Genomic DNA, 18,327 nt, shown 5'->3' on the forward strand with positions numbered 1-18,327 from the left:
GCTCGCGGGAACGCTCCGGACTGGTCACGGGTCCTCCGGGCTGCGGGTGGTCGGCGGCTCGACGACCTGGCGCCCCTGCCCGGACACCGGGCAGCTCGTGCGTACCGGGCAGACCCGGCACTTGGAGTTGGCGACCGCGGCGAAGGTGGCGGCGGCCATCGTATCGGCGGTGCGGCGGACCAGCGCCGTCGCCCAGCCCGCCTCCGGCCCCTGCCCGGCCGCCGGCTGGCTCTGCTCCTTCGCGTCCCTCGCCGCCGTGCCGAGCTGCACCAGGGCCGCGCCGCCGGACTCCTCCCCGAACTCGGTGAACGCCCCCGCCTCCACCGCCGCCTGGTACGCCCCGAGCTGCGGATGCTCGGCCACCTCGGGCTCGGTGACCGCCGTGGACCGGCCCGTCTTCAGGTCGACCACCACCAGCCGCCCGTCGGCGTCCACCTCCAGCCGGTCCACCCGTCCGGCCAGCTCGACGGGTCGGTGCGGGTCGTCCAGGCGTACGGCGAACTCGTGCTCGATGGCGAGCAGCCGGCGCGGGTTGGCGGCCAGCCAGCGCAGCAGCTTGTCCACCATGGTCTCGGCGCGGGCCCGCTCGGGGCCGACCATCCACCGGGCGGCCAGCTCGATCGCGTCGAACCGGGCCGCCACGTACTCCAGCAGGGCCGAGCGGTCGGCGCTGGCACCCTCCGCGAGCATCGCGGCGGCGTGCACCAGGTTGCCCACCCCCTGCGCGGCGCTGGCCGGCGCACTGCCGCCGTGCCGCTCCAGCAGCCAGCGCAGGCTGCACCGCAGCGCGCTCTCCATCGCCGACGGGGTGACCCGGACCGGCTCCCCCTCGTCGACCAGCGGCCGGTCGTCCGAGAGGGTCCGCAGCCCCCACCAGTCGTCGGGATGCGCACCGGGAACCCCGGCGGCGGCGAGGCGGGCCAGCTCGGCCGCCGCCGCGTGCCGCCGGTGGTGCGGCGCCGCCGGGTCGGCCACCACGGTACGCAGCTCGGCGACCAGCGCCGGCAGGGTCAGCGCCCGGGGCGCCCCGGCCACCGGCAGGGTGACCGGTCCACGCCCGGTCCCGTCCCCGGGCCCTCCGCCCGCCGGCCCTCCGCCCGCCGGATGCTCGTCGCCTGGTGCTCCCGGGTCGCCGCGCCCGCTCGGGCCGCCGCCACCGCTCGGGCCATCGCCACCGCTCGGGCCATCGCCACCGCTCGGGCCATCGTCTTCGCTCGGTCCGCCGCCTCCGGTCGGGTCGTCGCCACCGCTCGGGCCATCGCCACCGCTCGGGCCGCCGTCTCCGGTCGGGCCATCTCCACCGCTCGGGCCATCGTCTCCGGTCGGTCCGCCGCCTCCGGTCGGGTCGTCGCCTCCGGTCGTGGCCGGCGGCTCCGTGGGGTCGAGCTCGTAGAGGAACCGGCTGGGCTGCTCCTCGTGGTCGTCGCCGCCGACCGCCGCCGAGGCGACCGCGCTGACCAGCAGCCGTCGGCGGGCGCGGGTCACCGCGACGTGGAAGAGCCGCCGCTCCTCGTCCAGCAGGGCGGAGGTCTGCCCGACCAGGACGGCCCGCCCGGCGTCACCCTCCGCCCGACCCGCGAGCACGTCGACCAGCCGCTCGGAGCCGAGCAGGCTGCCGCGCAGCCGCAGGTCCGGCCAGACGCCCTCCTGCACCCCCGCGACGGCCACCAGGTCCCACTCCAGCCCCTTCGCGGCGTGGGCGGTGAGCAGGCGTACCGCCTGGCCCCGGTCCGCCGCGGCGGCCAGCGTGTCCGCCGGCAGTTCCTGGCCGAGCACGTGGTCGAGGAAGACCTCGGTACGCGCCCCGGGGAGCCGGTCGGCGAACCGGGCCGCGGCGTCGAAGAGCACCAGCACCGCGTCCAGGTCCCGGTCGGCGGCCTCCGCCCGCCAGCGCCGCGCGATCTCGTGCTCGCCCGTCGCCGTCCGGCCCCGGGTGATCGCCCCGGCCCAGCGCTCGGCCAGACCGCTGGCCCGCCACACCGCCCACAGCACATCCTCGACCGTGGCCCCCGGGCGGGCGGCGGCCTCCCGGGCCGTTGCCAGCAGGCCCGCCACGGTCTGCGCCGGCTCGGCCCAGCGCCGGTCGATGCCCGCCAGCTCCGCCGGGTCGCTCAGCGCCTCGACGATCAGCTCCCCGGAGGGGCGGCGGTCCCCGGCGGCCAGGGCGAGGGCCCGCAGGCCCTGGCGCAGCCGCCGCTCGGCAAGCGGGTCGGCCCCGCCGAGCGGCGAGTGCAGCAGGGCGACCGCCGCCTCCTCGTCGAGCCGCTCCGGCTCCAGCGCGCAGCGCAGCAGGAGCAGCAGCGGGGCCACCGCCGGCTGCAGGTGCAGTGGCAGGTCCTCGCCGTGCACCACGGTCGGCACGCCGGCGGTGTGCAGCGCCCGACGCAGCGACGGAAGCTGCCGGTTGGTGGACCGGACCAGCACCGCCATCCGCGACCACGGCACGCCGTCGAGCAGGTGCGCCGCCCGCAGCGCCTGCGCCAGCCAGACGGCCTCGCTGGTGGCCGAGCGGAAGGTGCGCACCTCGACCGAGCCGGGCGGGGCGTCGGGCAGCGGGCGCAGCCGCCGGTGGGCGCCGGGGCCGCGCAGCCGCGCGGTGAGCCGCCGGGTCGCGGCCAGCATCCCCGCCCCCGCCCGGTACGAGGTGGTCAGCACGACCTGGGCGGACGGCGCGCCGGAGGCGGTGCGGAACCGGTGCGGGAACGCGGCGACCCCGGCCGGGTCGGCGCCCCGGAACGCGTACGTGGAGGAGTCCGGGTCCGCGAACGCGACCAGTGACTTGCCGCCGCCGGCCACCGCGGCGAGCAGGTCGAGCTGGGCGGGGTCGGTGTCGGCCAACTCGTCGACGTAGACGTGGGCGAGGCGGCGGCGCTCGGCGTCCAGCAGCGCCGGGTCGTCGAGCAGCAGCCCGGTGGCGGTGCGGACCAGCTCCGCCGGGTCGTACGCGATCGAGCCGCGGTTGCTCACGTCACGCAGCGCCAGCACGGCGACGTACTCGCGGAGGAAGCGGGCGGCGGCCGGCCAGTCGGCGCGGCCCAGCTTCTCGCCGAGCCGGGCCAGCTCCACCGGCCCCACACCGCGCTCCGCGGCCCGCATCAGCAGGTCGCGCAACTGCTGCGCGAACGCCCGGGTACGCAGGGCGGGGCGCAGGTCGTCCGGCCAGCCGACCGGGTCGTCCTCCGGCTCCTCGCCGACCACGTCGAGCAGCTCGCGGATGATCAGATCCTGCTCGGGACCGGTGAGCAGCCGCGGGGACGGCTCACCCCGCTCGGCGGCGGCCCGGCGCAGCAGGCCGAACGCGTACGCCGGAAAGGTGCGCACCAGCGGCTCGCGCAGCACCCGGTGCCCGTCGCCGGCCACCCGGGCCTCGATCCGGCGGCGCAGCTCGGTCGCGCCCCGGCGGGCGAACGTGAGCACCAGGATGCGCTCCGGGTCGACGCCCTCGGCCACCCGCGCCGCCACCGCCTCGACCAGGACGCTGGTCTTGCCGGTGCCCGGGCCGCCGAGCACCAGCATCGGCCCGTCGGTGTGCGCGACGACCTCGGCCTGCACCAGATCCGCCCGCCACCCGTCAGGGCACGCCAGCCCCTTCCGCGCCAAGCCCTCCCGCGGCTGATCGGGCGGCTGGCCCTCCGCCGGCTGATCGGGCGGCGGCTGGCCCTCCCGCCGCTGATCCGGCGGCGGCTGGCCCTCCCGCCGCTGATCGGGCGGCGGCCGATCGGGCTGCGCGGCATCGCCGCCGACCCCGTCGGGCCGCCGCTCCCCCCACGCCGGCTCCCCGGATCGGCGGTCCCCCCGGGCCGCCTCGGCGGGCCGGCGCACCAGCCGGTACGCCTGCATCACTCCATCCCACCACGCCCCTCCGACACCCATCCGCCCCCACCCCACCCGGCCCGCAGCCTCCCCCGTACTCCCGGCCGTCCCGCCCGTCCCGCCCGTCCCCGCCCGGCAACGGCCGTCCCCGCCCGGCAACGGCCGCCCTGCCGGCCGTCGGGACGCACTGGACCGCCCATGGGGCCGCCGATCAAGAGATTTGTGTCCCAGCCGGGCGCGATCCCCGACGCAAACTTCTTGATCGCCGGGGCCGGGGAGGGGCCGGGCGGGGCCGGGCCGGGCCAGGCCGGGCCAGGCCGGGCCGGGCCGGGCCAGGCCGGGCCAGGCCGGGCCAGGCCGGGCCAGGCCGGGCCAGGCCGGGCCAGGCCGGGCCAGGCCGGGCCAGGCCGGGCCAGGCCGGCCAGGCCGGGCCGGGGGCGGGCCGGTGGGGTGGGGTGGGGTGGGGTGGGTGGGGGCGGGGTCAGGTCAGGTGGGATTCCAGGGTGTCCAGGGCGGCTGGGATCGAGTCGACGACCGTGAGCAGGCTGAGGCCGGCCGGCTTGAGGAAGTTGCGGTCGGCCAGCGTGGCGAGCCAGTCCAGCAGGGGCCGGTAGAAGCCGTCGGCGTCGACCAGCACCATCGGCTTGGCGTGCATGGTGAGGGTGGCGGTGGTCCACACCTCGAACAGCTCGTCGAGCGTGCCGAGCCCGCCGGGCAGCGTGAGGAACGCGTCCGACTTGTCGATCATCAGCGTCTTGCGGTCGGCCATCCCGGCGGTGACCAGCAAGTCGTCCGAGGCGAGGTCGGCCACCTCCAGGTCGACCAGCGCCTGCGGGATCACCCCGAGGGTCGGACCGCCGGCCGTCCGCGCCCCGTCCGCCACGGCGCCCATCATCCCGACGCAGCCGCCCCCGCTGACCAGCGTGTGGCCGCGGCGGGCGATCTCCGCGCCCGCCTCGGCGGCGAGGTCCAGCCAGCGCTGGTCGAGCGTACGGGAAGACGCGCAGAACACGCAGATCGCCGCCACCGGATCAGCCCTCCCCGCCCTGCTCGGCGGCGGCCCGCTGGTCCGCCTCGGTACGCGCCACGGCCTCCTCGCGGATCGCCTCCTGCTCGGCGGAGAGCGCCGCCTCGGCCGCCACGATGTGCCGTACCGCCGCGTCGACGTCGTCGGTGAGGCGGATCAGCTCCAGGTCGACCGGCCCGATCTTCCCGTCGACGGCCATCGTGTCGCGCAGCCAGTCGAGCAGGCCGCGCCAGTAGTCGACGCCCATCAGCACCACCGGGAACCGGGTGACCTTGCCGGTCTGCACCAGGGTCAGCGCCTCGAACAGCTCGTCCATCGTGCCGAAGCCACCGGGCAGCACGACGAACGCCTGGGCGTACTTGACGAACATGGTCTTGCGGGCGAAGAAGTAGCGGAAGTCGATGGCCAGGTCGACCCAGTCGTTGAGCCCCTGCTCGAACGGCAGCTCGATGCCGAGCCCCACGGAGAGCCCGCCGGCCTCGCTGGCGCCCCGGTTGGCCGCCTCCATCACTCCCGGCCCGCCGCCGGTGATCACCGCGTACCCGGCCCGGGCCAGGGCCGCGCCCACCTGCTCGGCCAGCCGGCACTCCGGGCTGTCCGGCATGCTCCGGGCGGAGCCGAAGACGCTGACCGCGGGCGGCAGGTCGGCCAGGGTGTCGAACCCCTCCACGAACTCCGACAGGATGCGCAGCGCCCGCCAGGCGTCCCTGGTCTTCCAGTCGCCGCGGCCCCGGGAGTCCAGCAGCCGCTGGTCGGCGGTGCTGCTCGGGATGGCGCCGCGGCGCAGCGTGACGGCGCCCCGGTGCCGCGTCCGGCCGGGATCACGGCCCGGCGCCCGACCGTTGCTGTCGCTCATGGGAGTCAACCGTAGTGGAGGGCCGCCAGCCCGGCCCGGCACCGGCGCGACGCGGCCGCACTGAAGAAATTTCCGGGGAGCGGGGCAACTAATTCGGTCGCACGTGCGTCTTAGAATTCACATACCGGGTATGCCCCGGGGTGCGCCTTCGGGGGAGGAGCAAGCGTGATCAGCAACAGCGAGATGATCCGGATCCGTCGCCAGATGCAGCGGCGGATCCGCGACGTGGTGGCCGAGCGCCGCCGCGCCCGGCAGGAGGCCGAGATTCACGGCCACACCGGCGACCCGGCCGACGCCCGTGCCGATTCGTCCCTGACCACCACCGCCTGACGGCACCGCCCGTGGGGCCTGACGGCCCGCGGACCTGCGAGCGACGGCGATCCTGGCGGCTCTGGCCACCCGTTGCAGCGGCAGAGACGGAGGCCCGCGTCACCGACCGCCGGCGACGCGGGCCTTCGCCGTCGCGGGGAGGGGCCCCGCCGCGTACGCCGACGGCTCAGGCGGGGGCGAGCCAGCGGTGCAGGGTGGCGGCACCGTCGCGGATCTTGCTGATCTCGACGTGCTCGTCGGGGTGGTGGGCCAGGTTGGGGTCGCCCGGGCCGAAGTTCAGGGCGGGAATGCCCATCGCGGCGAACCGGGCCACGTCCGTCCAGCCCAGCTTGCCGATCGGCGCGGCGCCGACCGCCGCCAGGAACTCCCGCGCCGGGGCCGCCTCCAGCCCGGGCGCCGCCCCGGCCGCCATGTCCGTCACCGTCAGGTCGAAGCCGGCGAAGACCTCCCGCAGGTGCGCCTCGGCCTCGGCCGGGCTCCGGTCCGGCGCGAACCGGTAGTTCACCTCGATCTCGCACCGGTCCGGCACCACGTTGCCGGCGACGCCGCCGTGGATCCGGACCGCGTTCATGCCCTCGCGGTACTCGCAGCCGTCGATGGTGACCCGGCGCGCCTCGTACGCCGTCAGGCGGCGCAGCACCTCACCGGCGGCGTGGATGGCGTTCACGCCGTGCCAGGAACGCGCCGAGTGGGCGCGGACGCCCGTGGTGGTCACCATGGCGCGCATGGTGCCCTGGCAGCCGGCCTCCACGATCCCGTACGTCGGCTCGAGCAGCACGGCGAAGTCGGCCTGGAGCCACTCCGGGTGCGCCTCGGCGACGAGGAACAGACCGTTGTACTTCGACTCGATCTCCTCGGCCTCGTAGAAGAAGTACGTCACGTCGTACCTCGGCTCGGGCAGGGTCACCGCCAGGTGCAGCGCGTACGCCACCCCGGACTTCATGTCCGAGGTGCCGCAGCCGTACATCAGGTCCCCGCGCATCGTCGACGGGAAGTTGTTGTTCAGCGGGACGGTGTCGAGGTGCCCGGCGAGCACCACCCGCGTGGCCCGCCCGAGGTTGGTACGCGCCATGACGGTGTTGCCGTACCGGTAGGTGGTCAGGTGCGGTACCCGGCGCAGCACCTCCTCCACGCAGTCGGCGATCGCCTTCTCGTCGAGGGAGACGGACTCAATGTCGACGAGCGCGCGGGTCAGTGCCACCGGATCGGCCAGGACCTCGGGGGTCAGCGGGTTCTCCATGATTCGCACGGTACCGTTTTGACGTGACGACCGAATCTGCCTGGGGCATCGGCCTGGCCACCGTTACCGCTGACGACCAGGTGCTCGACACCTGGTACCCGACCGGGAAGCTCGGCCTCGGCGCGCTGCCGCTGGTGCCCGGCGAGGACCAGGCCGACGTACTCGACCTGCCGCCCGGCGCGATCGGCGAGCGGGCGCTGCCCGGTCTGCGTACGGCGGTGGTGGTGACCGAGATCGGCTCGCTGGCCGACCCGATCAAGGACGCGACCGACGCGTACCTGCGGTTGCACCTGCTGTCCCACCGCCTGGTGCGGCCCAACGAGCTGAACCTCGACGGCATCTTCGGCAAGCTGGCGAACGTGGCCTGGACGTCGGCCGGACCGTGCCCGCCGGAGCGGGTGGACGAGCTGCGGGTGATCGAGCGGGCCGCGGGCCGCCACCTTGCCGTGTACGGGGTCGACAAGTTCCCCCGGATGACCGACTACGTGGTCCCGTCCGGGGTGCGGATCGCGGACGCGGACCGGGTCCGGCTCGGCGCGCACCTGGCCGCCGGCACCACCGTGATGCACGAGGGCTTCGTCAACTTCAACGCCGGCACCCTCGGCACCTCGATGGTCGAGGGCCGGATCGTGCAGGGTGTGGTGGTCGGCGACGGCTCCGACATCGGCGGCGGCGCGTCGATCATGGGCACCCTGTCCGGCGGCGGCACCGAGCGGGTCAGCATCGGCCAGCGGAGCCTGATCGGCGCGAACGCCGGCGTCGGCATCTCCCTCGGCGACGACTGCGTGGTCGAGGCCGGCTGCTACATCACCGCCGCGTCCAAGATCAGCCTGCCGGACGGGCGGGTGGTGAAGGCCCGCGACCTCTCCGGCGTGGACGGCCTGCTGTTCTGGCGCAACTCGGTGACCGGCGCCCTGGAGGCCCGCCCCCGCACGGGCCGGGGCATCGAACTCAACGCAGCCCTGCACGCCAACGACTGACCGGCGGGCGGTCCGGTCGGCGTTGACCCCGCCACGTCGCCGACATCGCGGGGTCCGGTCGGCAATGACCCCGCCATGTCGCCGACATCGCGGAGTCCGGCCGGCTCTGCCCGGGTACGGCAGAAGCCCTCAGCAGCTCGCTGAGGGCTTCTTCGTTCGGCTCAGGACTGTTTCGCGAACTCCAGGAACGAGCGCCAGGTCTGCGGGGCGAAGGTGAGCACCGGGCCGGCCGGGTCCTTGCTGTCGCGGACGGCCACCACGTCGCGCAGGTTGTCGGCCACCTCGACGCAGTCGCCACCGCTGGTGCCGCTGCGGGTGGACTTCTTCCACTTCGCGCTACTGAGGTCCATGCTGGCTCTCAACTTCCTTCATCAGAGCAACCGACAGGTTCTGCGGCAAGGCTACGCCCCGCACGCTCTCCCACCGAGCCAGGAGCGTAGCCATGCCATCCTCGCCATCCACGACGAGGCCGGAAAGCTGGTTCTCCAGGTGCCCTACCCAGCCGCCGTCCACGGAACGGGCCAAGGCCAGCGGACCCGACAGTCCGACATGCAAGCCGGCATCGAGCGGAATGACATGAATGTGGATGTGGGGCAGTTCGGCCATCCGCAGTAGGTGCGCGAGCTGTTCAGCCATGATCGCGTCGCGGCGGCGCAGAGCGGTTTCATCGATAACGGCAATAACCTGGGGTGGTCGCTCACGGCTCAGAATCTCCTGCCGTTCCAGACGGGAGGCGACCTGCTTCTCCACCTCCTCTTCGGGCCGGGTGTCGTCGAAGCGCAGTACCGCGCGGGCGTAGTTGGCCGTCTGGAGCAGGCCGGGAACCAGGGTGGGATTGAAGTACCGGAGTTGCTTGGCCGCCCGTTCAGCTTCCAGCCAGGGCTTGAACCAGGAGGGTTCCCGATCCCGTTCGGCCATCTTCAGCAGAGCCGTGAAAAGGCCGCCCGTCTTCAGCACCTCGTCAACCCGGCCGAGGAGCGCACGATCGAGCGGTCGTGAGCCGGTCTCGACGGCAGACACCATCGAGGCCGAGTAGTGGACCAGGCGGCCGAACTCTTCCTGACTCAGGCCGGCGTTGGTACGCATCCGGCGAAGCTGAGCACGAATCAAATCGACGGTCGACTCTTCCACAGCAACTCCACAGTAATTTTGTGAGCTTTACTCGCCATTCCTGCACGGCGGCCCACCTTCGACAGCCCGCCGTGACCAGGCTCGATGCCTTCCGACAGTAGTGGTGTCCTCACAAGACTGTCACGCAGGCAGGCTCGCTCCACGCCGAGATGGACCGGGGCGGGCTTCAGCCGGGGTCGCCCCGTCTCTCCCCGTGCGGGGCGGCCCCTTCCAACCACCCGAGGAGGTCGTTGTGCGTATCCGCTGGTTCCGATGTCGTACCGAGGCCCCGCCGTCGCTGCCCAGACGGCAGCGCGGCAGGTGTCTGCCGGACTGGATGACGCAGTCGACCGACGTCTTCCCGGCCTGCGACCCCGGCCGCGCCGGCCGGCTCACCCCGGCCCAGGAGTGGCGGGCGAACCGGGGGCGCTGGTGAAGATCGTCAAGCGGTTCCTGTGGTTCCTGCCCCTCACCGACTCCGACGCGCGGGCGACGGCGCTGAGGCTGCGACGATGAGACCGTCCCGTCCGCATCTCCCGATGCGCCCGCTGTGGCGGTGTCGCAACTGCGGCGCGGAGTGGCCCTGTCAACCGGCTCGGCTGTCCCTGCTCAGCGAGTACCAGGGCAACCGGACATCCCTGCTGATCTACCTCAGTGGGCTGATGGCCGAGGCGCGCGACCAGCTCGCCAAGCTCAACTCCCACCACGTCCCCGACCTCACGGACCGGTTCATCACCTGGGCCAGGACCCGAAACTGAGCCCGGGTGCGGGGATGTCCGGGCCCGGCGGGAGCGCCCCGCCGGGCCCGGGCGCCGGGTCACCGCAGGCGGTACGCCTGGATGATCCGCGTGGTGACGGTGTTGCCGGCGGTGTCCTTCGCGGTGGCCCGCAGCGTGACGTGACCGGCGCCGGCCGGGTGCTGGACAGTTGCCGCCCAGCCGGGGCCCGTCCGGTGCAGCGCCGCCTTGCGCCAGGTCCGGCCGCCGTCGTACGAGACGTCGACGGTCAGTGCGGCGACCCTGGCCGCCGGCGAGCCGGGCTGCCGCTCGACCGCCACCGGTACGACGAACGTCCGGCCCGCCGGGGCGCTGTTGTCGGCGCGCAGCGGCGGGGCGAAACGCACCGCCATCGCCGGCTGCGGGACGTAGTCGTCGCCGGCGACGTGCTTGGACCGGAACGTCCAGACGCTGCTGACCTCGGTGCTGAGGTCGGTGAAGCCACGCTTTGCCGAGACCTCCAGCCGGTAGTTTGCCGCGCCCGGCGGCACCGCGAAGGCGCCGTACCCGGCGTTCGGGCTCTCCCCGACCAGCTCGCCGTCGCGGTACAGCGCGGTCCGCTCGGAGTCGTTGCGCGACCCGCCCGGGTGTCCCGCCGCGTCGCTGTGCACCGGCAGGTCGACCACGATCGTGTCGCCAGCGCGGGTGATGCCCTCGTGCCCCCAGCGCCGGACCGGGAAGGACGGCCCGTACGGCGCTGCACCCCACGTCTCGTGGGACCTCCGCCCGGCCCGGTACGCGGTGAGCGGGCTGAGCAACACGGCCTCCGGCTCCAGCCAGCCGTCGGCGTCCCGGGTGCCGTACACCGTCTCGCTGCTCCACCGCACGCCGGTCGTGTTGTAGTGCTCCACCCGCCGGCCGGGCGCGGTGGGCAGCACCACGGCGGATCCGCCCGTGTTGTACTCGGGCTCGCCCATCACGGCCCGCTCGGCCTCCAGCCCGGGGTACGCGTCCCGGAAGGTGTGCACGACCGTGGCGAGGTCCCGGCTGCGGTAGTGCCGCTCGTAGCCGGTCGGCATCCGGCCGGGGAACGCCTCCAGCAGCGCGTACAGGTAGGGGCTGCTGTCCGCCTCCCGGTCGACCCACTGGCTGCCGATCGTGCTGACGAACGCCTCGGGCGTGCTGTCCGGGCCGAGCTGGCCGACGGTCAGGCCCTCGAAGCCGTCGTTCCAGAGACCGAACGAGTAGACGCTCTGGTCGGCGCCGTAGAAGACCGAGCTGACGTCGACCAGCAGCGGGGTCGCGCCGCGTTGCGGCACGGTGGTCACGACCGGCTTGGCGGTGCGGGCGTCCACGGTGAGCCGGAGCGGCCGGTCGACCACCAGCTCGGGCTGGCTGAGCGCGGTGGCGCCGACGAACTCCCCGGCGTCGAGGTGGAACAGGTAGCTGAACAGCCCGTACCGGCCTTTGGGGACACGGACCGTGGCCGTGCCGTCGGCGTCGTAGACGTCGTAGGGGAACGCGAAGCCGTCCAGGGCGGCCAGGGTGGTCCCGTAGTCGCCGGTGGGCGAGCCGTTGCGGTCGAGGTGGCTGATCGTGATGTCGTAGCTCTCCACCTCACGGTGCACGGCGACCGGGGTGACCGCCACGGCCGTCCCGGACCGGGCCACGATCCGGCCGGTGTAGTAGCCGTCCGGGCCGTCGACCCGCGTGTCCGCGGTGACCGTGGCCTGCGCCTGGCCGCCCGCCGGGACGGTGACAGTGGACGCGCCGAGCCGGAACGCTCCGGCCGGGGCGGGCTGGCCGTCCGGCCCGGTCGCCTCCACCGAGAGGTCGAGGGTGACCGGGGCGTCGCCATCGTTGCGCCAGGTGACCGTGCGCGTGATCGGCTCGTCGTCGCCGTGCGGCCACAGCGCCCGGCCGAACGACACGCTGACCGGATCGCTGGAGACCCGCTGCGTGATCGCCCGGGCCAGGTCGATCCGGCCCGCGCCCTGCTCGTACGCGGTCTGCCCCGGGTGGGGCTCTGCCGCGCCCATCAGGGTCGCCTTGAGCGCGCCGGCCCGCCAGTCGGGGTGCTGCTGGGCGAGCAGCGCCACCGCGCCGGCGGCGTGCGGGGTGGCCATGGAGGTGCCGGAGAGCGTCATGTACCGCTCGCCGACCGGTGCGCCGAGGTCGCTGCCGGCCGCCCGGGCGGCGACGATCTCCACACCCGGGGCGGTGACGTCCGGCTTGAGGGCGTCGTCGCCGACGCGCGGACCCCGGCTGGAGAAGTCGGCGAGTTCGTCGTCCCGGCCGACGGCACCGACCGCCAGGGCCGCGTCGGCGCTGGCCGGCGAGCTGACCGGAGCGAAGCCGCCGGCGTTGCCGGCGGCGATGACGAAGAGGGCGCCGGTCTGCTCGGTGAGGGACTGCACCGCCTGCTCCAGCGGGTCCACGTCCGGGGTGTCCGACCCGCCGAGGCTCAGGTTGACCACCCTGGCGCGCTTCTCCACGGCGGCCCACTGCATGCCGGCCAGGATGGCCGACTCGGGGCAGCCGTTGACCTCGCACACCTTCCCGGAGAGCAGGGTCGCGTCCGGGGCCACGCCCCGGTACTTCCCGCCCGACGCCGCTCCGCTGCCGGCGATGATCGAGGCGACGTGGGTGCCGTGCCCGACGATGTCGCCCGGCTCCGCCTCCTCGGTGAAGTTGCGGGACTCCCCGATCCGGCCGGCGAAGTCGGGGTGGTCGCCGTCGACCCCGGTGTCCAGCACCGCGACCGAGACGCCCCGGCCGGTGAACCCGGCCGAGTGCGCGGCGGGTGCGCCGATCTGCGGCACGCTGTGGTCGAGCGTGACCTGGCGCCTGCTGTCCAGCCAGAGCCGGTCGACACCCCCCGCCGTGTCGACCCGGGCCCCCGCCCGGCCGGTGGTCACCGCGCCCCAGACCGCGCCGGCCCGGGCCTTCTCGGCGGCCACGGCCGCGCCGCCGATGGCCGGCAGCTCCCGGGTCACCCGGGCGCCGTCGATCGCGGCCACGGCCCGCCGGGCCGCACCCGACCGGTACGACACCAGCAGCGGCAGGATGTCCCGGTGGGCGTCGTCGTAGCCGGCCTCGACCAGCCCGGTGACGTCGAACAGCCGCCGGTCCACCCGGCCGGACCGCAGCAGCGGCAGCGCGTCCTGGGGCAGCACGTCGACGCGCCCGGCGGCCCGCTGGACCAGGAACCGCAGCCCGTCCCGACCGGCGCCGGGGCGGACGCTGACCGCGCCCGAGGCGGTGAGGGTGACCCGGTCGCCGGTGACCAGGGTGACGGTGGACGGACGACCGGCCGCGGGCCCCGCCGGGGCGGTGCTGTTCGAACCGGCGGCGGGGACGGCCGGGGACGCGACTGCCGGCACGCTCAGCGGGGCGGCAAGTAGCAGGCCGAGGACCAGGCCGAGGCCGAGGGGCTTTCTTCCTCTTCGGTGCAACGAATCCTCCTAGGTGAGGCGTTATCACTGACGAGAGCCACACATTGACGTAGAGTAGAATTACATACTCGGTATGCACGGCGAAACCCCTGAATACGAGAATCTCGTACACAATGGAGAACGGATCGGGCACGATGCTCCGGTGACCTCCATGAAGGACCGGATGCTCGCCGGCGAGCTGTACCGCGACGATCCCGAGCTACGCGCCGAGCTGGACCGGGCCGCCCGGCTCACCGAGGCGTTCAACCGCGGCTCGGCGGCGGACCCCGAGGGCCGGCTGGCCGTGCTGGGCGAACTGCTCGGCTCGCTCGGCGAGGACACCTGGGTCCGGCCGCCGTTCCACTGCGACTACGGCTGGAACATCCACCTCGGCCCGCGCGGGTTCGTGAACTTCAACGCGGTCTTCCTCGACGTCGCCCGGATCACCATCGGCGCGGACGCCCAGATCGGGCCGAACGTGCAGCTGCTGACCGCCACCCACCCGCTCGACCCCGAGCCCCGGCGGCAGAAGTGGGAGGCGGCGAAGCCCATCACCATCGGGGACAACGTCTGGCTCGGCGGCGGGGTGATCGTCCTCGCCGGGGTCAGCATCGGCGACAACACCGTCGTCGGGGCGGGCGCCGTGGTGACCCGCGACCTGCCGGCGAACGTGGTCGCGGTGGGCAACCCCGCCCGGGTCGTACGCGACCTGGCCTGAGAGGCCTGTCAGGCCGGCGCGGGCTCGGCCAGCCGGACCACCAGGTCGGCGCGGCCGGCCGTGCCGGCCACCAGGGTCGCGTTGGCCTCGTCGCTGCCCAGCGCCCAGGCCCGTGCCTGTTCCGGCGTCCGCCCGTACGCCTCGTGGCGGGCCGCCAGGCGGCTCCGGCGCAGGTCGTCGTCCAGGTCGAGGAACCACGCCTCGTGCAGCAGGGTCCGCACCTCGTCCCAGGGGTACTCCGCCAGGAGCAGGTAGTTGCCCTCGGTCACCACCAGCCGGACCTCCGGCGGCACCTCGATCGCCCCGGCGACCGGCTCCTCGATGTCCCGGCGGAACTCGGGCGCCCACACCGAGGTCGGCTCCGGCCGGCGCAACCGGCGCAACAGCGCCACGTACCCGGCGACGTCGAACGTGTCCACGGCGCCCTTGCGGGCGTCCCTGCCGAGGCGGCACAGCTCGGCCTGGGCCAGGTGGAACCCGTCCATCGGCACCAGCCGGGCGGCCGGCCCCACCGCGGCGACGACGCGCTCGGCCAGCGTCGACTTGCCGGCCCCGGGGGCCCCGGCGATCCCGAGCAGTTGGCGGGGGCCGGCCACGGCGAGGGCCCGAGCCCGCGCCACCAGTTCCGCGACGGGCAGCACCCGGGCGGTGGGCATCAGCCGAGAACCGGCGCGGTGATCGAGAAGCGGGCCTCCACCGCCGCCTGCACCGTCTGCGGGCGGGGGTCGAGCTCCAGCTCCGGCGGCCCGCCGGCCATGGCGCCGCCGCCGTACGCGGCACGCGCCAGCATCGGCTGCGGACCCACCCCGGTGTCGGCCAAACTGAGCAGGGCCGTGACCCGGGCGCCCAGGGCCTCGGCGTACTCCCGGGCGCGGAGCAGCGCGTCGGCGATCGCGGCGTGCCGCGCCTCCCGGTGCGCCGGGCTGTCCGGGCGCAGCGCCCACCAGGGGCCGGCCACCTCGACCTGGTCCTGGTCGGCCAGCCGGAGCATCAACTCGCCCAGCGCGGTGAAGTCGGTGACGGTGACGGTGGTGGCGACGCTGCCGTGCCAGGCCACGACCCGCTCGCCGGAACGCCGCGTCTGCGGCCACACCCGCAGGTCGCCGGTCTCCCGCCGCTCCACGGCCGGCTCGGCGGAGTCCAGCAGCACCCGCACGGCGGCGGCCCGCTCGGCGAGCCGGGTCAATGTCGTCTCCCGGTCCCGGTCCCGGGCCGTCGCGGTCACCGTGAACCGGGCCAGCTCGGGAGGCACCTCCCGGTACGCCTCACCGCGCACCGCCACGACCGGCCCGTCCACCATGTCCTCACCCTATCGAGGAGGCCCGCTCGTCAACAGGGTTCCCTCCGCGCCCGTCAGGCCGGAGGGAGGTGCCCGGTGTAGGCGACCTCGCCGTCCGCCACCCGGCACGCCGTCAGGTAGCCGCCGGACGACCCGAGCGACAGCAGGTACTCCAGCTCGTCGTCGACGTCCGCGCCGAGCGCGAAGCTGCGCGGTGCGGGGCGCGTCGCCCGGTCGAGCAGGGCCAGCCGCAGTCCCTGGGCCCGGCGGTAGTGCGCCACCAAAGCGGCGGCGTCGTCGGCCCGCAGCGCGGCGGCCAGCTCGTCGAGGAATCCGGTCACCCGGCCCAACTGCGCGAGGACCTGCTCGCGGTTGTTCAGCAGCATGTCCGCCGTCCGGGTGGCCGGGGTCCCGGCGACCCGGGTGCCGTCGCGGAAGCTGCCGGCGGCCAGCCCCAGCACGGCGTCCCGGAGGTCGGTGCCGGCCACGGCGCCGGCCAGGCTGCCGGCCAGCAGGTGCGGGATGTGCGAGGCCAGCGCCGCCACCGCGTCGTGCACGTCCGGCGACATCGGCACGACGCGCGCGGCGAACACGTCGATGATCAGGGCGGCGAGCGTGCGGAAACCCGCCATTCCCGCCGCCGCCGGGCAGAGCACCCACGCCGCCCCGTCGAAGAGCGTCGGTGCGGCGGCGCCCAGCCCGGCCCGCTCCATGCCCGCCATCGGGTGCCCCGGCACGAACCGGTCGGTCAGCCCGTACGTCGCCGCGTGAGCGGCGACCGCGCCCTTGGTGCTGCCCACGTCGGTGACCACGCACCCGGGTTTGGTGTGCCGGGTCACGGTGCGCAGCGCCTCCGGCAGGGTGGACAGCGGGCCGCAGAGGAACACCACGTCCCGGTCGCGGACGGCGTCGGCCAGCTCGTCCGGGAAGCGCAGGCCGCGGGCCCGCCCCTCGGCGCGCGTCGCGTCGTCCGGGTCCCAGCCGGTGACGTCCGTCCCGTGCTCGTGCAGGCGCAGCAGCACCGAGCCGCCGATGAGCCCGGTGCCCACCACCGCGGCCCGCAGGGCGCGGCTGTCCACCATCGGCGTACCTCGGCGTCTCGGTCGGCACAGTCGGGACTCCCCCGACCCGGGGACCGAGGATAGCGCCCGCGCCCCCCTGACGCGGTTGCCCGGCGGCAGGTCCGCCCCGTACGGTCCCTGCCCCGCCCACCAGGTCGGTGGGCGTACGGGGAGGGGGAGGACCCAATGGCCGCCTGCTCAACGCCTGACAGACGCGGGCGCCCCGACCGGCTGGCCGGGGCGCCCGAAGCCGGGCGGCTGGCCGGGTCAGGGTTGGGCGAGCCGCCCCGCGACCGCCGCGATGTTCGCGTCGGACTCGGTCAGCGCCACCCGGACGTGCTGGGCGCCGCCCGGGCCGTAGAGGGCGCCGGCGGCGGCCAGGATGCCCCGCCGGGCCAGCCAGTCGACCGTACGCCAGCAGTCCTCGCCCCGGGTCAGCCACAGGTAGAGCCCGGCCTCGGAGTGCTCGACGGTGAAGCCGGCCTCCGTGAACGCGGCCAGCAGCCGCTCCCGTCGCCCCCGGTAGCGTTCCCGCTGTGCGTCGGCGTGCCCCTCGTCGGCGAGCGCGGCGATCATCGCCGCCTGCACCGGGGCGGGGACGATCATGCCGGCGTGCTTGCGCACCTTCAGCAGCTCGGCGACCAGCGCCGGGTCGCCCGCGACGAACCCGGCCCGGTAGCCGGCCAGGTTGGACCGCTTGGACAGCGAGTGCACCGCCAGCACCCCGTCGTACGACCCGCCGCAGACCTCCGGGGCGAGCACCGAGACCGGCTGGGCGTCGGGCGACCAGCCCAGCGGCAGGTAGCACTCGTCGCTGGCCACCACGGCGCCGCGCTCGCGGGCCCAGTCGACCACCTTGCGCATGTGGCCGGCGGGCAGCACCCGGCCGGTCGGGTTGCCGGGCGAGTTCACCCAGACCAGGCGGACCCGGGGGTCGGGGCCGAGCGCGGTCAGTGAGTCGGTGCGTACGGTGGTGGCGCCGGCGATCCGCGCCCCGTCCTCGTACGTCGGGTAGCAGACCGACGGCACGACGACGACGTCACCGGGGCCGAGGCCGAGGAGGGTGGGCAGCCAGGCCACCAGCTCCTTGGAGCCGATGGTGGGCAGCACACCGAGGCCGTCGACGCCCACGCCGCAGGCCCGGGCCACCCAGGCCGCGACGGCGTCCCGCAGGGCGGGCGTGCCGGCGGTCAGCGGGTAGCCGGGGGCGTCGGACGCCTCGGCCAGCGCCTGCCGGATCACCGGGGGCACCGGGTCGACCGGCGTGCCCATCGAGAGGTTGATGAGACCCGCCGGGTGCGCCGCGGCCAGGGTGGCCGCGGCGTCCAGGGCGTCCCAGGTGAAGTCGGGCAGCCGTGACGAGACCGGCGCGGGCCGGTTCAGTGGCCCTCTCCGCGCGGCGGCTGGGCGACGACGAACGCCGCGTCCTTCTCCACCTTGCCGAGCTTCGAGGCGCCGCCGGGCGAGCCCAGGTCCTCGAAGAACTCGTAGTTGGCCCCGGTGTAGTCCTTCCACTGCTCCGGGACGTCGTCCTCGTAGAAGATCGCCTCGACCGGGCAGACCGGCTCACAGGCACCGCAGTCGACGCACTCGTCGGGGTGGATGTAGAGCATCCGGTTTCCCTCGTAGATGCAGTCGACCGGGCACTCCTCGATGCATGCCTTGTCGAGCACATCCACGCAGGGCTCGGCGATGATGTATGTCACCGGTCTTCTCCTCCGCAAGACACGTCGCGATCACCCGCGACCGGTAAGAGCCTAGTA

The 18,327-nt window shown here is 74.7% G+C and carries 16 protein-coding genes; 4 read left to right on the forward strand and 12 right to left on the reverse strand.

Annotation, left to right across the window (positions count from 1 at the left end):
• Positions 1–24: 24 nt before the first annotated feature.
• The 3 genes from JD77_RS06835 to JD77_RS06850 all read right to left on the reverse strand — a co-directional run bounded on the left by JD77_RS06835 (position 25) and on the right by JD77_RS06850 (position 5,696).
• Entirely contained in the window at positions 25–3,840 is a 3,816-nt protein-coding gene (locus JD77_RS06835; RefSeq protein ID WP_145777446.1) for a PD-(D/E)XK nuclease family protein, read from the reverse strand.
• 454 nt (positions 3,841–4,294) lie between these two features.
• Positions 4,295–4,840: an LOG family protein gene (locus JD77_RS06845; RefSeq protein ID WP_145773535.1), complete on the reverse strand. Its 546-nt coding sequence runs from the start codon at positions 4,838–4,840 to the stop codon at positions 4,295–4,297.
• Positions 4,841–4,844: 4 nt separating this feature from the next.
• On the reverse strand, positions 4,845–5,696 hold the full coding sequence (locus tag JD77_RS06850) for an LOG family protein (protein WP_145773536.1): 852 nt from the start codon (positions 5,694–5,696) through the stop codon (positions 4,845–4,847).
• Between the two features lie 165 nt (positions 5,697–5,861).
• On the opposite strand from JD77_RS06850, the gene JD77_RS31905 reads away from it, so the two are divergent.
• A complete protein-coding gene (locus tag JD77_RS31905) occupies positions 5,862–6,026 on the forward strand; it encodes a hypothetical protein (protein WP_170286388.1) in 165 nt (54 codons plus the stop codon).
• Between the two features lie 166 nt (positions 6,027–6,192).
• Here JD77_RS31905 and dapE read toward each other — a convergent pair whose 3' ends face one another.
• Complete coding sequence (gene dapE, locus JD77_RS06855; RefSeq protein ID WP_145773537.1) at positions 6,193–7,266, reverse strand: succinyl-diaminopimelate desuccinylase; 1,074 nt, start codon at positions 7,264–7,266, stop codon at positions 6,193–6,195.
• Between the two features lie 23 nt (positions 7,267–7,289).
• On the opposite strand from dapE, the gene dapD reads away from it, so the two are divergent.
• Positions 7,290–8,246: a 2,3,4,5-tetrahydropyridine-2,6-dicarboxylate N-succinyltransferase gene (gene dapD, locus JD77_RS06860; protein WP_145773538.1), complete on the forward strand. Its 957-nt coding sequence runs from the start codon at positions 7,290–7,292 to the stop codon at positions 8,244–8,246.
• 161 nt (positions 8,247–8,407) lie between these two features.
• Here the strand turns inward: dapD and JD77_RS06865 are convergent, their stop codons facing one another.
• Together JD77_RS06865 and JD77_RS06870 are read right to left on the reverse strand one after the other, a co-directional pair.
• Positions 8,408–8,596 carry a DUF397 domain-containing protein gene (locus tag JD77_RS06865; RefSeq protein ID WP_145773539.1) on the reverse strand — a complete coding sequence of 63 codons (189 nt, stop codon included), beginning with the start codon at positions 8,594–8,596 and terminating at the stop codon, positions 8,408–8,410.
• Positions 8,583–9,377: a helix-turn-helix domain-containing protein gene (locus JD77_RS06870; protein WP_281292086.1), complete on the reverse strand. Its 795-nt coding sequence runs from the start codon at positions 9,375–9,377 to the stop codon at positions 8,583–8,585. The genes JD77_RS06865 and JD77_RS06870 overlap by 14 nt, the downstream gene beginning before the upstream one ends.
• A 518-nt stretch (positions 9,378–9,895) precedes the next feature.
• Here JD77_RS06870 and JD77_RS06875 point away from each other — a divergent pair.
• Positions 9,896–10,114: a flavin reductase gene (locus tag JD77_RS06875; protein WP_246140554.1), complete on the forward strand. Its 219-nt coding sequence runs from the start codon at positions 9,896–9,898 to the stop codon at positions 10,112–10,114.
• Between the two features lie 59 nt (positions 10,115–10,173).
• Here the strand turns inward: JD77_RS06875 and JD77_RS06880 are convergent, their stop codons facing one another.
• Positions 10,174–13,527: a S8 family serine peptidase gene (locus JD77_RS06880; protein ID WP_246140555.1), complete on the reverse strand. Its 3,354-nt coding sequence runs from the start codon at positions 13,525–13,527 to the stop codon at positions 10,174–10,176.
• Positions 13,528–13,669: 142 nt separating this feature from the next.
• On the opposite strand from JD77_RS06880, the gene JD77_RS06885 reads away from it, so the two are divergent.
• A complete protein-coding gene (locus tag JD77_RS06885) occupies positions 13,670–14,224 on the forward strand; it encodes a sugar O-acetyltransferase (protein WP_145773541.1) in 555 nt (184 codons plus the stop codon).
• Between the two features lie 8 nt (positions 14,225–14,232).
• Here JD77_RS06885 and JD77_RS06890 read toward each other — a convergent pair whose 3' ends face one another.
• The 5 genes from JD77_RS06890 to fdxA all read right to left on the reverse strand — a co-directional run bounded on the left by JD77_RS06890 (position 14,233) and on the right by fdxA (position 18,270).
• On the reverse strand, positions 14,233–14,880 hold the full coding sequence (locus JD77_RS06890) for a nucleoside/nucleotide kinase family protein (protein ID WP_145773542.1): 648 nt from the start codon (positions 14,878–14,880) through the stop codon (positions 14,233–14,235).
• Positions 14,880–15,524, reverse strand: a complete 645-nt coding sequence (locus JD77_RS06895) for an SIMPL domain-containing protein (protein WP_145773543.1) — start codon at positions 15,522–15,524, stop codon at positions 14,880–14,882. Before JD77_RS06895 ends, JD77_RS06890 begins: the two co-directional genes overlap by 1 nt.
• A 53-nt stretch (positions 15,525–15,577) precedes the next feature.
• Positions 15,578–16,585, reverse strand: coding sequence for a prephenate dehydrogenase (locus JD77_RS06900; RefSeq protein WP_145773544.1), 1,008 nt, complete (start codon positions 16,583–16,585; stop codon positions 15,578–15,580).
• Positions 16,586–16,831: 246 nt separating this feature from the next.
• On the reverse strand, positions 16,832–17,947 hold the full coding sequence (gene dapC / locus JD77_RS06905) for a succinyldiaminopimelate transaminase (protein ID WP_145777450.1): 1,116 nt from the start codon (positions 17,945–17,947) through the stop codon (positions 16,832–16,834).
• Positions 17,944–18,270 carry a ferredoxin gene (gene fdxA, locus JD77_RS06910; RefSeq protein ID WP_145773545.1) on the reverse strand — a complete coding sequence of 109 codons (327 nt, stop codon included), beginning with the start codon at positions 18,268–18,270 and terminating at the stop codon, positions 17,944–17,946. The genes dapC and fdxA overlap by 4 nt, the downstream gene beginning before the upstream one ends.
• Positions 18,271–18,327: the final 57 nt, after the last annotated feature.

The sequence above is a fragment of the Micromonospora olivasterospora genome, from assembly GCF_007830265.1.
GTDB lineage: Bacteria > Actinomycetota > Actinomycetes > Mycobacteriales > Micromonosporaceae > Micromonospora > Micromonospora olivasterospora.

Coding starts and splice junctions, on each gene's coding strand:
- JD77_RS06890 (WP_145773542.1), bottom strand. CDS start 14,880: ATGCCCACCGCCCGGGTGCTGCCCGTCGCGGAACTGGTGGCGCGGGCT.
- JD77_RS06895 (WP_145773543.1), bottom strand. CDS start 15,524: ATGGTGGACGGGCCGGTCGTGGCGGTGCGCGGTGAGGCGTACCGGGAG.
- JD77_RS06900 (WP_145773544.1), bottom strand. CDS start 16,585: ATGGTGGACAGCCGCGCCCTGCGGGCCGCGGTGGTGGGCACCGGGCTC.
- JD77_RS06865 (WP_145773539.1), bottom strand. CDS start 8,596: ATGGACCTCAGTAGCGCGAAGTGGAAGAAGTCCACCCGCAGCGGCACC.
- JD77_RS06835 (WP_145777446.1), bottom strand. CDS start 3,840: ATGCAGGCGTACCGGCTGGTGCGCCGGCCCGCCGAGGCGGCCCGGGGG.
- dapE (WP_145773537.1), bottom strand. CDS start 7,266: ATGGAGAACCCGCTGACCCCCGAGGTCCTGGCCGATCCGGTGGCACTG.
- JD77_RS06875 (WP_246140554.1), top strand. CDS start 9,896: ATGCGCCCGCTGTGGCGGTGTCGCAACTGCGGCGCGGAGTGGCCCTGT.
- JD77_RS06850 (WP_145773536.1), bottom strand. CDS start 5,696: ATGAGCGACAGCAACGGTCGGGCGCCGGGCCGTGATCCCGGCCGGACG.